The 14,382-nt window shown below is 73.0% G+C and carries 9 protein-coding genes; 5 read left to right on the forward strand and 4 right to left on the reverse strand.

The genetic code is table 11. The features are described from left to right. Positions 1–21 precede the first annotated feature (21 nt). The 4 genes from QQM39_RS16220 to QQM39_RS16235 all read right to left on the reverse strand — a co-directional run bounded on the left by QQM39_RS16220 (position 22) and on the right by QQM39_RS16235 (position 6,218). Positions 22–1,971, reverse strand: coding sequence for a proline/glycine betaine ABC transporter permease (locus QQM39_RS16220; RefSeq protein WP_301997471.1), 1,950 nt, complete (start codon positions 1,969–1,971; stop codon positions 22–24). Then, positions 1,971–3,083 carry a glycine betaine/L-proline ABC transporter ATP-binding protein gene (locus QQM39_RS16225; protein WP_301997473.1) on the reverse strand — a complete coding sequence of 371 codons (1,113 nt, stop codon included), beginning with the start codon at positions 3,081–3,083 and terminating at the stop codon, positions 1,971–1,973. Before QQM39_RS16225 ends, QQM39_RS16220 begins: the two co-directional genes overlap by 1 nt. Next, positions 3,083–4,612, reverse strand: coding sequence for a GMC family oxidoreductase (locus tag QQM39_RS16230; RefSeq protein WP_301997475.1), 1,530 nt, complete (start codon positions 4,610–4,612; stop codon positions 3,083–3,085). The genes QQM39_RS16225 and QQM39_RS16230 overlap by 1 nt, the downstream gene beginning before the upstream one ends. A gap of 79 nt (positions 4,613–4,691) precedes the next feature. Then, complete coding sequence (locus QQM39_RS16235) at positions 4,692–6,218, reverse strand: aldehyde dehydrogenase family protein (RefSeq protein ID WP_301997476.1); 1,527 nt, start codon at positions 6,216–6,218, stop codon at positions 4,692–4,694. A 279-nt stretch (positions 6,219–6,497) separates the two neighbouring features. Between QQM39_RS16235 and QQM39_RS16240 the strand changes: the two genes are divergently transcribed. From QQM39_RS16240 to QQM39_RS16260, 5 genes are all read left to right on the forward strand, one after another. After that, positions 6,498–7,409, forward strand: coding sequence for a bifunctional helix-turn-helix transcriptional regulator/GNAT family N-acetyltransferase (locus QQM39_RS16240; protein ID WP_301997479.1), 912 nt, complete (start codon positions 6,498–6,500; stop codon positions 7,407–7,409). Between the two features lie 93 nt (positions 7,410–7,502). Further along, the gene (locus QQM39_RS16245) at positions 7,503–7,868 is read left to right on the forward strand and encodes a CU044_2847 family protein (protein ID WP_301997480.1); all 366 of its coding nucleotides are present in this window, start codon (positions 7,503–7,505) and stop codon (positions 7,866–7,868) included. 2 nt (positions 7,869–7,870) lie between these two features. Next, complete coding sequence (locus tag QQM39_RS16250; protein WP_301997482.1) at positions 7,871–10,033, forward strand: trypsin-like peptidase domain-containing protein; 2,163 nt, start codon at positions 7,871–7,873, stop codon at positions 10,031–10,033. Then, positions 10,030–10,980, forward strand: coding sequence for a MoxR family ATPase (locus tag QQM39_RS16255; RefSeq protein ID WP_301997483.1), 951 nt, complete (start codon positions 10,030–10,032; stop codon positions 10,978–10,980). The genes QQM39_RS16250 and QQM39_RS16255 overlap by 4 nt, the downstream gene beginning before the upstream one ends. Next, a complete protein-coding gene (locus QQM39_RS16260) occupies positions 10,977–14,372 on the forward strand; it encodes an SAV_2336 N-terminal domain-related protein (protein ID WP_301997484.1) in 3,396 nt (1,131 codons plus the stop codon). The genes QQM39_RS16255 and QQM39_RS16260 overlap by 4 nt, the downstream gene beginning before the upstream one ends. The last annotated feature ends 10 nt before the right edge of the window (positions 14,373–14,382 follow it).

The following is a 14,382-nucleotide window of genomic DNA, read 5'->3' on the forward strand; positions in this document are numbered from 1 at the left end:
CGTCGGGTACGAAGTCGCATGTCACGCTCCCTTCTTCGCGCGGCGCTCGGTCGGCTGGGTCACCCGGTCCAGCATCAGGCCCAGGCAGACGATCGCCGCGCCGGCCACCAGACCGGTCGCGAGGTCGCCCTGTGCGAGGCCGGCGACGACCTCGTAGCCGAGCGCGCCACCGCCGACCAGGCCGCCGATGATGACGACGGCGAGGACCAGGACCACGCCCTGGTTGACGGCGAGCAGCAACGCCGGGCGGGCGAGCGGGAGTTGGACCTGCCGTAGCTGCTGGGCGGGCGTCGCGCCGAGCGAGCGGGCCGACTCCAGGGCGGCCGGGTCGACCTGGCGCAGGCCCTGGGTGGTGATGCGGACGACGGCGGGCAGGGCGTAGACCACCGCTGCCGCGACGGCCGGGGCACGGCCGACGCCGAACAGCGCCACGACCGGGATCAGGTACACGAACTGCGGCATCGTCTGGAAGACGTCCAGGACGGGCCGGAGCATCCGCTCGACGCGGCCGCTGCGGGCCGCCGCGATGCCGGTCGCGAAGCCCAGGACCAGGGTGACGGCGACGGCCGCCAGCACCTGGGAGAGGGTGTCGAGCGACGGCGTCCACACCCCCAGCACGCCGATCGCGGCCATGGCGAGCACGGCGGTCAGCGCGGTGCGCCAGGTGCCGATCAGCCAGGCGAGGGCGGCGACGATCAGCAGGACCGACCACCAGGGCAGCCACTGCAGGGTGTCGCGTACGGGGTCGAGGACCCACGTGGTGAAGTGGGCCGCCCAGTCGGCGGTGCCGCCGATGACGGGGACGCCGGAGTAGAGGTGGTCGGTCATCCAGTCGACGGCGCGGTTGACCGGCTCGGCGATGTTCAGGGCCCAGGACTCGGGCCAGTCGAGGCGGCCGACGAGACGTCCGGCCACCGCTACGGCCACGGCGGCGACGAGGGCGTACAGCCAGCGCGCCCGGCCGTTCGGCTGCGGCTCGTCACCGAGCGCCGCCCCGGCCGCGCCGGTCACCCGGTCCAGTACGACGGCGAGCAGCACGATCGGAATGCCGGCCGCGAGCGCCGCGCCGACGTCCACGGACCCCAGCGCCTGGTAGACGCGGTCACCGAGGCCGCCCGCGCCGATGACCGAGGCGATGACCGCCATGGACAGCGCCATCATGATCGTCTGGTTGAGGCCCAGGAGGAGTTCCTTGCGGGCCAGCGGGATGCGTGCGGTCAGCAGGCGCTGCCGCGCGGTGGTGCCGAGCGACTCGACCGCCTCCAGCACCTCCTTGTCGGCGCCGCGCAGGCCGAGGGCGGTGAGGCGGGCCATCGGCGGGGCGGCGTAGACGACGGTGGCCAGGACGGCCGCGGGGACGCCCATGCCGAAGACCAGGACGACGGGGAGCAGGTAGGCGTACGCCGGGAGCACCTGCATGGTGTCCAGGACGGGGCGCAGGATCCGGTCCATGCGGTCGGACAGGCCGGCGGCGAGTCCGAGCAGCGCGCCCACGGCGACCGAGGCGAGGACCGCCACGACCATGAGCGCGAGGGTTTGCATGGTCGGGATCCACATGCCGAGGAACCCGCAGGCCAGGAACGCGATCCCGGTGCCGGCGGCCAGCCTCCAGCCCGCGACGCGCCAGGCGATGAGGGACGCGGCGGCGGTGACACCGGCCCAGCCGGCCGCGAGCAGCACCAGGTACACGGCGCGTACGGCGATCACGACCGCGTTGCTGATGTGCCCGAAGAAGTAGAGGAACAGCGGGTGGCTGTCCCGGTTGTCGATGATCCAGACGCTGGCCTTGGTGAGCGGCTCGGTGAAGTCGACGGTCAGCGCGGCGGGCCAGCTGCCGCTCGCCCAGCGGGCGTTGGCCAGCGGCACGAGGATCGCGGCGGCGAGGGCGAGCAGCAGGAGCTTGCGCAGGACAGGGTGTTTGAGGACGCCCGGCACGGCGACGCGAGGGGCGACAGTGGTGACGGTGGCCATCACGCCACCTCCTTGCTCTTCCCTGCCCCCGCTACGGCACTGTGCCCCGTCCCCGCCAGGGGACGCTGCTCCGTGCCCGCCACGACGCCGAGAAGACGTTCGTGGTCGACCACCCCCAGACAACGTGCCCCGTCCATGACCCGGGCCGGGGCACCGGTACGCGCCACGGCCTCGATCGCCTCCGACACCGTCGCGTCCGGCGCCAGAGCCGGGCCGCTGCCCGCCTCGTCCGCCGACGCGGCCCGCATGGCCGTACGCACGGTCATGACCTGCTCGCGCGGGACGTCCCGGACGAACTCACGGACGTAGTCGTCGGCCGGCGAGCCCACGATCTCCTCCGGGGTGCCCAGCTGGACCACGGCGCCGTCGCGCATCAGGGCGATGCGGTCGCCCAGCTTGAGCGCCTCGCTCAGGTCATGGGTGATGAAGACCATCGTGCGGCCCTCCTCACGGTGCAGGCGGACGACCTCCTCCTGCATGTCCCGCCGGATCAGCGGGTCGAGCGCGCTGAACGGCTCGTCGAAGAGCAGGACCTCGGGGTCCACGGCCAGGGCCCGGGCGAGGCCCACGCGCTGGCGCTGGCCGCCGGACAACTGGCCCGGCCTGCGGTGCTCCATGCCCTCCAGGCCGACCTTGGCCACCACCTCGGCGGCCCGCTCGCGGCGCTCCGCCTTGCCGATGCCCTGGATCTCCAGGCCGTAGGCCACGTTGTCCAGGACCGTGCGGTGCGGCAGCAGGCCGAAGTGCTGGAAGACCATCGCGGCGCGGTGCCGGCGCAGTTCGCGCAGGCGGGTCTTGTCCATGGCGCGGACGTCCTCGCCGTCGATGGCGATGGTGCCCGCCGTCGGCTCGATCAGCCGGGTCAGACAGCGCACCAGCGTGGACTTGCCGGAGCCGGACAGTCCCATGACGACGAAGACCTCGCCCTTGCGGACGTCGAAGGAGACGTCCCGGACCGCCGCCGTGCAGCCGGTGCGGGTGCGCAACTCGGCCGGCGCGAGCGTGGCCAGCTCCGGGTCGGCGGGGACACGGTCCGCCTTCGGACCGAAGACCTTCCAGAGACCTTCGACAGAGAAAACAGGGGTACCCGGGTTACCAGGGGCAGTACTCATCACGCCTCACCTCCAAGCAGTTCGACGGCCTTCTCCCCGACCATGAGCACCCCGATCATCGGGTTCACGGCGGTCATCGTCGGGAAGACCGACGCGTCGGCGATCCGGATACCGTCCAGGCCCCGGATCCTCAACTGCGGGTCCACTACGGCCAGTTCGTCATCGGCGGCGCCCATACGGCAGGTGCCCGCCGGGTGGTACACGGTGTGCGCGACCTTGCGGGCGTACTCGCTCAGCTCCTCGTCGCCCGTGACGTCCGGGCCGGGGCACACCTCGCGCTTGAGCCAGCTCGCCAGCGGTTCGGTCGCGGCGACCTCGCGGGCGATGCGGATGCCGTCGACGAGGGTGCGGCCGTCGTAGTCGTCCTCGTCGGTGAAGTAGCGGAAGTCGAGCGCGGGCTTCACGGACGGGTCGGCGCTGGTCAGGTACAGCCGGCCGCGGCTCTTCGGCTTGGGGATGTTGGGGGTCATGGACACCCCGAACTCCGGCCGCTCGTAGCCCAGTCGCTCCGGGTTGTCCGTGAACGGGATCTGGTAGAAGTGGAACATCAGGTCGGGGCCCTGGTGTTCGGGGTCGCGCCGCACGAACAGCCCGGCATCCGAGTCCATCGCGGAGTTCTCGGGGATCGGGCCGTGGGTCTCCCAGACGATCACCGACTCGGGGTGGTCGAGCAGGTTCTCGCCGACGCCCGGCAGGTCGTGGACCACGGGTATGCCCAGCTCGGTGAGGTCCTCCTTGGGACCGATGCCGGAGTGCAGCAGCAGGCGGGGCGTGTCGACGGCGCCCGCGCACAGGACGACCTCGCGCCGGGCGCGGATGAGGAGTTCCTCGCCGTCCTTGGTGCGCACGTGCACGCCCTCGGCGCGGGTGCCGTCCAGCTCCAGCTTGTACGCCCAGGTCTCCAGCAGGATGGTGAGGTTCTCCCGCTCGTCCATCACCGGGTGCAGATACGCCACCGACGCCGAGGAGCGCTTGTTGTTCTCGGGGTGGTAGGCGAGGTCGAAGAAGCCGACGCCCTCGGTGAAGGGCTGCTTGTTGAAGCCCTCGACGCGCGGGACGTCGAGCGCGCCCTGCGCCGCGTCGACGAAGTCGCGGGCGATGGCGTTCCGGTCCTGCTCGTCGACCGGGACGATGTTGTTCTTCAGCCGGGCGAAGTACGCCTCCATCGGCACCGCGCCCCAGCCCTTGGCGCCGGCCGCCTCCCACTCGTCCCAGTCGGACGGCAGCGGCTTGAAGGCGATGAGCGTGTTGTGCGAGGAGCAGCCGCCGAGCACGCGGGCGCGGCTGTGCCGGATGTGCGAGTTGCCGCGGGGCTGCTCGGTGGTCGGGTAGTCGTAGTCCAGCTCGCCGCCGAGCAGGCCCATCCAGCGGCGCAGGGTGAGGACGTCGTCGCGGCCGACGTCACTGGGGCCGCCCTCGATGACGGCGACGGTGACGTCGGGGTTCTCGGTGAGGCGGGAGGCGATGACCGATCCGGCCGTACCGCCGCCGATCACGACGTAGTCGTAGACAGGGGTGTTCTGGGACATGTGGGGGTAGCTCCAGGGACTTGCGAAGTCTTGCGGGGTCAGGGGGACCGGGTCTTACGGGGCCGGGGGACCGGAAGGGTCAGCCCGCGAACCACCGCACCGGCTTCGGCGCGAGGTTCTGGTACACGTGCTTGCTCTCGCGGTACTCGGCGAGTCCGGCGGGGCCGAGCTCGCGGCCCACCCCGCTCTTGCCGAAGCCGCCCCACTCCGCCTGGGGGAGGTAGGGGTGGAAGTCGTTGATCCAGACGGTGCCGTGCCGCAGCCGGCCCGCGACCCGGCGGGCGCGCCCCGCGTCGGCGGTCCAGACGGCGCCCGCGAGGCCGTACTCGGTGTCGTTGGCGAGGGCGATCGCCTCGTCCTCGGTGCGGAAGGTCTCGACGGTGAGGACCGGGCCGAAGACCTCCTCGCGTACGACGCGCATCTCGCGGTGGCAGTGGTCGAGGACGGTCGGCTCGTAGAAGTAGCCGTTCTCCGGCCGCTCGGGCGACGGCTCGGGGCGCTTGCCGCCGGAACGCAGCACCGCGCCCTCCTTGAGCGCCGAGTCGACGTACGCCTCGACCTTCGCGCGCTGCTGCTCGGAGACGAGCGGTCCGCACTCGACTCCGTCGGCGGTGCCGCGGCCGAGGCGGATCTTGCCTGCCCGGCGGGCGAGTTCGGCGACGAAGCGGTCCCGGACGGAGTCCTCGATGATGAGGCGGCCGCCCGCCGAGCAGACCTGGCCGCTGTGGATGAAGGCGGCGTTGAGGGCCTGGTCGACGGCGGTGTCGAAGGCCTCGTCGGTGGCGCAGGCGTCGGCGAAGACGACGTTGGGGTTCTTGCCGCCGAGTTCGAGGGCGACCTTCTTGACGGTGGGCGCGGCGGCCTGGGCCACCTTGGTGCCGCTGATCAGGCCGCCGGTGAAGGAGACGAGGTCGACGTCGGGGTGCTCGGCGAGCCGGGCGCCGACGGAGTGGCCGGGCCCGGTGACGATGTTGGCGACACCGGTCGGCAGGCCCGCCTCGACGAGCAGCTCGATCAGCGCGATCGTCGTCAGCGGCGTGATCTCGCTCGGCTTGACGACGAAGGTGTTGCCGGCCGCGAGAGCGGGCGCGATCTTCCAACTGGCCTGGAGCAGGGGGTAGTTCCAGGGCGTGATCAGCGCGCACACGCCGACCGGCTCATGGACGACGACGCTGTGGATGTCGGGCGAGCCCGCGTCGACGACCCGGCCCGGGGCCTCGGCGGCGACGAGGTCGGCGAAGTAGCGGAAGGCGTCGGCGACGCAGTCGATGTCGACGCGGCCCTCTTCGAGGGTCTTCCCGGCGTCGCGGCTCTCCAGCAGGCCGAGCCCCTCGCGGTCGCGCACCAGCAGGTCGGCGACGCGGCGCAGCAGGGCGGCACGCTCGGCGACGGGAGTGCGGGGCCACTCCCCCTGGCCGCCGTCGAAGGCACGGTGGGCGGCCGCCACGGCCAGGTCGGTGTCCTTCTCGTCACCCTCCGCGACCACGGCGAAGGGCAGGGCGTCCGCGGGGTCGAGGATCTCGCGCGTCGCGCCGGTGACGGCTTCACGCCACTCGCCGCCCGCGTGAATCGTCTGTCGCGCCTGTCGTGCCTGCTGTCCGGTCATGATCGGGGTTGCCTTCCGTTCCTGTTCGATGCCCCTGAGTCACACAGGTGTCACTCACGAGGACCGTCAGCGCCTGCCCTGGCGTTCGGATTACATGCGCGATCGGCGGCCGAAAGTGTGCTGTGTCACTGAACATGCGGGCAAACGGGAATGAAAGGGGCGGCCCGCGCACTCGGCCGGCGCCTCATGGAAGCGGCCGAAGGCATGGCACCCGACGCGACCTTTGACTAAAGTCAAAGAAGTGTGGAGCCAGGAAGTGTGGAGCCAGTGAGGAATCCAGTGAGCGACACGGAGCCGGTCCCGTCGCAGGATGTGACCGCCCTGCGCCGCTTCAACCGCTACTTCACGCGCCGCATCGGCGTCCTGGACGACCACTACCTCGGCCAGGACCGCCCGCTCGGCGAGGCCCGGCTGCTGTTCGAGATCTCCGAGTCCCGGGCCGGCGCTTCCCTGCGTGAGCTCAGGAGCCGGCTCGGCCTGGACGCCGGGTACCTGAGCCGGATGGCCAAGGCACTGGAGTCGCAGGGCATGGTCCGGCTGAGTGCGCACCCCCAGGACAACCGGCTGCGGATGATCGAGCTGACCCCGGCCGGACGGGTGGAGGTGAAGGAGCAGAACCGGCGCGCGTACGCGGCTGCCGCCGGGCTCCTCGAAGGCCTCAGCGCACCGCAACGCGCCGAACTGACCGAGGCGATGGCCACCGCACAGCGCCTGCTGCGCCTCGCCGGCATCACCGTCGACCTCGTCGACGGCGCCGCACCGGACGCCCGGGCCTGCCTGGACACCTACGCCGACGACATCGACGAGCGGTTCCCCGAAGGGTTCGACAAGGACTCCCTCGTCCGGCCGCAGGAGGTGTCCGGCGACGCCGGCGCGTTCTTCGTGGCCTACGAGGAGGGCCGCCCCGTGGGCTGCGGGGCACTACGCCGCCTGGAGCCCGGCGTCGGCGAGATCCGCCACCTCTGGGTGCACCCCGGCGCCCGCCGCCTCGGCCTCGCCCGCCGACTCCTGGAATCCCTCGAACAGGAGGCCGCCGCCCGGCACTTGACCGTCGTACGCCTCGACACGCATGCCGCGCTCACCGAGGCGCAGGCGATGTACCGGGCGTGCGGATACACGGACATCCCGGCCTACGACGACAACGTCTACGCCAGCCACTGGTTCGAGAAGCGGCTGTCGCCGAGCGCCTGACCGCACTCGGCCGGTCCGCCCCCGCCCCCCTGCGAGGCGATCAGGAGTGGTGAACTCAGTGTCCGATCAGGCGACTTGAGCCACAATATTGTCGTGTCCACCATCTCGGAATCAGAGTTCGACGACGGTACGCCCGTGAGGTTCCTGCTCGCCCCCGCACCCGCGCGGGGCGACGACGACCTCCCCGAAGGCATGGGCAGAGCCGTCCCCGTCGCCACCGGCGGCCGAGCCGTCGCCAACTTCGCGACCGGTGCCCTGCGCGGCGCTCTGAAGCCACTCGGGCCCCTTCTGCAAGAGGTGCACGACGCCGTGAAGGACGTACCGGAGCCGCCCAGCGAGCTCAGTGTGACCTTCGGTGTGCAGGTCGGGCAGGACCTCAAGCTCGGGATCGTCGGCGGCAACGGGCAGGCGCACCTCACCGTCACCGCCAGTTGGAAGCCGGCGGCCGGTCCGGAGTAACCGTGGGGTGGTTCAAGGAGATCAGTGCGGCACCCGGCGAGAAGTGGCGGCCGAGTGCCGTGTCCGTGCGCCGGACAGCCGACGGCAAGACGGCGGGCGCGGCGGTCGTGCTCGGCGCCGACACGGTGCTGACCTGCGCGCATGTCGTCAACGACGCCCTGGGCAGAGCGCAGTTCGACCCCCGGCCGCCCGGCCTGGAGGAACTGTTCGTCGAAATGAACGTCGAAGTGAAGGGGGCGCGGAAGACCGAGCGGTACCCCGCGAGGGTGGCGCACTGGATCCCCCCGCGCACCCGCGCCGGGCAGGCCGTGGGGGACGGCGACCTGGAGTGGCTCGGCGATCTCGCGGTCCTGCGGATCGACGCTCCGCCACGCGGAGTGCCCGCGCCCGACCGTCGCATGGACATGGTGCCCGGCCAGCGGGTGCGCGCCTGGCACGGCAGCGGGCACAACGCGACGTTCGCCGATCTGAAGGTCGCCGCCCTCGACGACGGGATCGGCTATCTCGACGGCAAGAGCACGGGCATGGCGGTCGGCCACGGCTACAGCGGCGGCCCGCTGTGGTGCGTGGACGACGAGACCGTCGTGGGGCTCGTCGTGGCGCACTTCATGCCGGCGTGCGATGTCCCGCCCAGCCCGCAGGACATGATCCGGCGCAGCTGGGGCATCCCCTGGCAGCGGGTCGAGGCCGAGCTGCGGAACGCGGGGGTGGCACTGGACGACGAGGACGCCGACGCGGGGCAGTCCTACGACCCCGGCGATCCCCCGTTCGTCAAACTCGTGGAGACGATCCGGTACGCCCTGCCGACGTCGTCGTACTCCTTCGGCGACACCGCCCGCAAGCTGGCGGTCGAGTGCGGCCGCGAGCCGGGCAGCGCCGTGGCCCCGCCGTCGGTGGAGGAGTTCGCGGGCTTCCTGGTCAGCCATCCGCGGGCGGTGGCGGCACTCACCCAGATCCTGCGGCCCACGAATCCCGCGGCGGCCGACCGGGTCCTGGCCGCGGGGCAGTTCTTCGAGTCCGCGCTGCTGCTCTCGCCGCGCGAACACCAGCAACTGCACCAGCTCTTGCGCAAGGTGGACCGGCCGGTGCTCGGGCGGCTCCCCGAGGTGGTGCGCGAGGCCGCGAAGCGGGTCGACGTCCGGTCCGACGGGGACACGCCGGACGCCCAGCTGCTCAGCCTGGAGAGGCTGGCGGGCGACGGCCACTCCGACGGCGGCGGGCCCCGAGTGCCGGCGCTGCTGCGGGTCGTCGAGTACGTCGCCGTGCTGTGCCCGGCACCGCAGAAGGGGGTGCTGCGGCTGTGGTCGGACAGCGTGGCGGTGCGGCTCGGCATCCCCGCCGCGGCGCTGCGGGAGCGGCGTTCGGACGCCGAGGACTGGGCCCGCATGGTGCGCGCGAGGACCGGGCGGGTGCGGGTCCTGGTCCAGGTGACCCAGGCCGCCCGGGGCCGGCACCGGCTGCGCATCTGGTGCGACGAGGGCTCCGGGCCCCGGCAGGTGTCGGCCGACAGCTCCGCCGCGTACTCCGCGTCCGAGGCGGCGCGCGAACTGCTGCGCGTCCTGGAGTCCCTCACGCCCGCGGCCGCGGACGGCGGGCGGCCCCTGGTGGAGGTGCTCGTGGACAGCGACAACCTGAACCTGCCGGTCGACGAATGGGCGGCCCAGGCACCCGGCGAGATCATCCCGGGCATGCTGGGCGCGGAGTTCCCGCTGGTCGTGCACTGTCCGGAACTCCTGCGCCGGCACGAGCGTTTCCTTCCCGACTGGCGGGAGCGGTGGAGACAGCTCGACTCCGGTCAGACGCTGGTCGTGTCGGATCCGGGCCAGGACCCGCACCAGGTGTACTACGAACTGATGGGCCGGCTCGACACGGTCCGGGTCTCCGTCGACGTGCCGGCGGGCCCGCGCGACCGGATCGTTCAGATCTGCCTCGCCGTGGGCATACCGGTGGTGGTGTGGGACCGCGGCCGGGACACGCCCTCGCACGCCGCCAAGCACATGGCGGAGCTCGCCACCCGTGAACTGCCCGACGGGGTGCGGGTCTACCGGGCCAACGCCCGGGGCACCCGCGCCCCCGAGTTCCCCGGCCGCCCGGTCCTCGCCTGGGCGGACGCCGACCGCACGGTGCCCCGACTGCACCTGACCGAGCCACAGGAGAGCGCATGACGTCCCCTTCCGAGGCCGACTGGCGCCTCTTCCGCGGCGACGGTCTCCCGCGCCATGTGACGCTGCCCCCGGCCCCGCCATGGCGCCGTTTCAGCCCGACGCCGTCCGTCCGCCCCGAACTGCCCTATCTGATCCAGCCGGAGCATGCCGACGTCGTCAACGCCGCCCTGCATCTGCGCCGCCCGCTGCTGGTCACCGGTCCGGCCGGCACCGGCAAGTCGTCGCTCGCCCGGGCCGTCGCGCACGAACTGCGGCTGGGCGAGCTGCTGCGCTGGTCCATCAACAGCCGGTCGACCGTACGGGAGGCGCTGTACCAGTACGACGCGATCGGCCGGCTGCGCGAGACGACCCTCAGCCGCGACCGGGGCGAACGCGAGCCGTCGATCGGGACGTTCATCCGGCTCGGCCCGCTGGGCACGGCCCTGGTGCCGCAGCCGACGCCGCGTGCGCTGCTCATCGACGAGATGGACAAGGGCGACGTCGACCTGCCCAACGACCTGCTCACCGTTTTCGAGGAGGGCTACTTCGACATCCCGGAACTGACCCGGCTCCCCGAGGACATGGCGGACGTGGAGGTGCAGACCGCCGACCATCGCGGCACGGTGACGGTGCATCAGGGGCGGGTCCAGTGCGCCGAGTTCCCGGTCGTCGTCATCACCAGCAACGGCGAGCGCGAGTTCCCGCCCGCCTTCCTGCGCCGCTGCGTCCGCCTCGCCCTGCCCATACCGGACGAGGCCCGGCTGCGTGCCATCGTCACCGCACACCTGGGCGAGGAGGCCCTGCGCGACGCGGACGACCTGATCGAGACGTTCCTGCGTCGCCGCGCCCCCGGCGAACTGGCCACGGACCAGCTGCTCAACGCCGTGTTCCTGCGCAACGGCGGGGTGAACCTCAACGCGGAAGAGCTGCTGGACGCCGTACTGCACCAGCTCACCGGGGCGCTGTGACCGAGGCCGGCGGGGGCGGGCGGCTCGGCGAGCTGTTACGGGTGCTGACGGCTTCCGGGCACGAGCTGGACGCCGATCAGGTGCTCGACGTGCTGTGGCTGGCCCGGCGGATGCCCGGCGGACCGGAGGCGCCCCTCGCGCGCCTCACGCGCACGGCACCGGCGCCGCCCGCGGAGCCGGCCGCGACCGAGCCGGACGAGGCCGGCCCGGAGCACCCCGCGAAGGCACCCCGGCCCGACGACCCGGACCTGCCCGACCTGACCGCGCACCCGCTGTACTCGGACGCCCGGCAGGAGCCCGAAGCCGCGCCGGTTCCCGAGATACGGCTGCGCCAGGGCCCCGAGCCGGACAAGGCGCTGCCCGTCCGGGTCCCCGAGGACAAGGCCCTCGCGGGCGAGCTCGAACTGGGCCGCGCACTACGGCCGTTGCGCCGCCGCCTGGCCAGCCCGCACCGCCTGGAGATCGACGAGGAGCGCACCGCCGCCGAACTCGCCGAGACCCGGCTGCCCGACGTGGTGCAGCGGCCCGTGCAGGAGCGCTGGCTCCATCTGGTCCTGCTCGTCGACGACGGCCTGTCGATGCTGCTGTGGCACCGCCTCGCCGCCGAACTGCGCACCCTGCTCGAACGCCTGGGCGCCTTCGCCACCACCCGCGTCCTCGGCCTCGACACCCGCGGCGCCGACGAACCCCGTCTGCACACCCGCCCGTTCCGGCCCGACAGCCCGCCCGTACCGCTGAGCACGGTCGGCGACCCCTCGGGCCGCACCCTGGTCCTCGTCGTCAGCGACGGCATGGGCGCCGCCTGGCGCAGTGGTGCCCTGCACGGCCTGCTGTCCACCTGGGCCTCCCGCGGCCCCACCGCCCTGCTGCACACCCTGCCGCCCGACCTGTGGGAAGGCTCCGGCATCCACGCGGAACGCTGGCAGGCCACCACTCGGCGGATCGGCGGCGCCAACACCTCCTGGGAAATCACCGACCCGGTACTGCCGCCCGGCCTGGCCGCCTTCGACGGTGTGCCGGTGCCGGTCCTGGAGCCGACGGCCGCCGCCCTGCGGAACTGGGCCCACCTGCTCGCCTCGCCGGGCGCCACGGTACAGCTGCCGCTGCTGACCCGGCCGCGCCCGTCCGGCCCGGCCCCCGCGCCCCGGGGCCCGGGCGGCGCCCAGCACTTCCGGGACGCGGCCACCCCGGAGGCGTACCGGCTCGCGGCGCACCTGGCGGCCGTGTCACCGCTCACGGTGCCGGTGATGCGGCTCGTCCAGACGGCGGTTCCGTGGCAGGCGCGGACCTCGCATCTCGCGGAGGTCTTCCTCGGCGGGCTCATGCGGCCGCATCCCGCGCCCGTGCCGGGGCCGCTGCCCGCCAAGCACCAGGTGTTCGACTTCTCCGACACGTCGAGGTCGGTGCTCCTGGACGCCGTCCCGCAGTCCGAACTCCTCAGGACCAGCCGCACGATCGGGCTCCGTCTCGAACAACTCGCGGGCAACTCCCCCGACTTCCCGGCCTGGCTCGCCCACCCGGACGGCTCCGCCCGGCTCCCCGGCTCGCAGCGGCCGTTCACGAGCGTGGAGCGGAAGCTGCTGGCACGGTTCGGGGTCTCGTTCGGCTCCGGGGTGCACGGGCTGGAGCGGGGCCTGCGCGAACAGGGCGCCACGTCGGGTGACGGCTGGGGGCGCCTGACGGACGACGACCCGCGGCAGCTGGGCCCCTACCGGCTGCGCGGCCGACGGCGTCTGCGGTGGGTGGTGGAGTACGACGGCGTCGACGAGGTCGACCGCACCAGAGCCATGGTGCGGACCCCACGCTCCGATGTCTCCGCCGACGGTGCCGAGTTGATCGCGGTGGAGGCGGAGGCGTTGCGCCGGCTGGGCGGACAGTACGCGCCCGCCCTGCTCGGCACCGGACTCGGGCGTCCGCCCCTCTGGGTGGCATCGGCGCCGATCGAGGACGGCCCCGCACCCGCCGCCCCGCCCCGGCTGGCGGAGCTCTTCAACCAGGCCCACGCGACGGGTGGCGCCCCCTTCGACAAGCTCACCGGGCTGCTCGTCGGCTGGCATCTGGCGAGCGCCCTGGCCCTGTGCCATCTCCACGGGATCGTGCCCGCGGACCTCAGTGCCGAGAACATCTTCGTGCTGCGGCGCTCGGTGGTCCTCGCCGACCTGTCCGACTGCGCCCTGGACGGCCAGTACGCCGGTATGGGCCCGGCGCCGACCCCCGAGGACAATGTCCGCGCGCTGGGCGACCTGCTGCAGCTGGTCAGCAGCAAGGCGGGCCGGGAACTGCACTGGCGGGTCCCCGGCCATCCCGAGGGCATGCACCTGTGGCAGGGCGACACCTGGGCGCGGCTGCGGCAGATCGTGCTGCGCTGCCTGGGCCCCGATCCGGCCGAGCGCCCCACGGCGGGCGAGGTCGCGGACGTCCTGGCGAAGTACATCGCCCAGTCCCGCGCCGAACGCACCGGCACTCCGACGCCCCCGGCCCAGCCCCAGGCCCGCACCCGGCCGTCGTCGCGCGTGCCGCTCGACCTGCCACCGGCCGCCGCCGTGCCCTCGGACCCCCGCCCCCTCCCCCTGCGCCCGCCCCGCTTCGGCGCCGCCCGCCGCGAACGGCAGGCCCGGCTGGAACGGCTGCGGACACCGCTGCGCCACGCCCGGCGCATCACCCTGATCGGCGCCTACCACCACGGCGGCCGGGTCTACAGCGGGCGGGCCACCACGACGATGGTGCTGGGCTCGCTCCTCGCCGCCGTCCGGAGCGAGCCTGTCCTGGCCCTCGACGGAGCGGACGACGAGGGCGCACTCGACGCCTTCCTCACCGACCGGAACCCGGCCACCGTGCGCGACCTGGCCGACCTGCCGGCCGATCCGACGTACCAGGAGGTCCGCGCCCGCACCACCCGCCTGCCGTCGGGGCTGGAAGTCGCCGCGCACCCGGGGGGCCACGTCCCCCCGAACCTCATACACGCCCAGGCCTATCCGCACGTTCTGGCGAGGACCGCGCCCTACTACTCCTTCGTCCTCACCGACTGGGCCCCGCAGCGCCTGGACCGGTCGGCCGACACCGTCCTCGATCTGACCGACCGGCTGATCCTGTGCTGCGGCAACTCGGGCTGGTACCTCGACGCCGCGTGGCGGGTGCTCGACCGGCTGCGCGTCGACGGGCACCGGCGGTTGGCGGACCAGGCGATCGTCGTGGTGACCGAGGTCGAGCAACGTACGGGCCGTGCCGTGCCGGACGACCTTCCCGCCCGTTTCGACATCGGTGCCGACCAGGTGGTCGCCGTGCCTTACGACCGGTCGCTGTGGTCTCCGGGCTTCCGGCAGTTGGACCAGTTGCGGGCACCGGCGCTGAACGCCTTTCTGGACCTGGCGGCACTGGTCGTGGCGGGCTGAGCAGAGCGGC

The sequence above is a fragment of the Streptomyces sp. DT2A-34 genome (genome assembly GCF_030499515.1).
Classification (GTDB): Bacteria; Actinomycetota; Actinomycetes; order Streptomycetales; family Streptomycetaceae; genus Streptomyces.

Bases quoted from the DNA above. Each gene is read 5' to 3' on its own strand.
- QQM39_RS16220 (WP_301997471.1), bottom strand. From the start codon at position 1,971: ATGGCCACCGTCACCACTGTCGCCCCTCGCGTCGCCGTGCCGGGCGTC.
- QQM39_RS16225 (WP_301997473.1), bottom strand. From the start codon at position 3,083: ATGAGTACTGCCCCTGGTAACCCGGGTACCCCTGTTTTCTCTGTCGAA.
- QQM39_RS16230 (WP_301997475.1), bottom strand. From the start codon at position 4,612: ATGTCCCAGAACACCCCTGTCTACGACTACGTCGTGATCGGCGGCGGT.
- QQM39_RS16235 (WP_301997476.1), bottom strand. From the start codon at position 6,218: ATGACCGGACAGCAGGCACGACAGGCGCGACAGACGATTCACGCGGGC.
- QQM39_RS16255 (WP_301997483.1), top strand. From the start codon at position 10,030: ATGACGTCCCCTTCCGAGGCCGACTGGCGCCTCTTCCGCGGCGACGGT.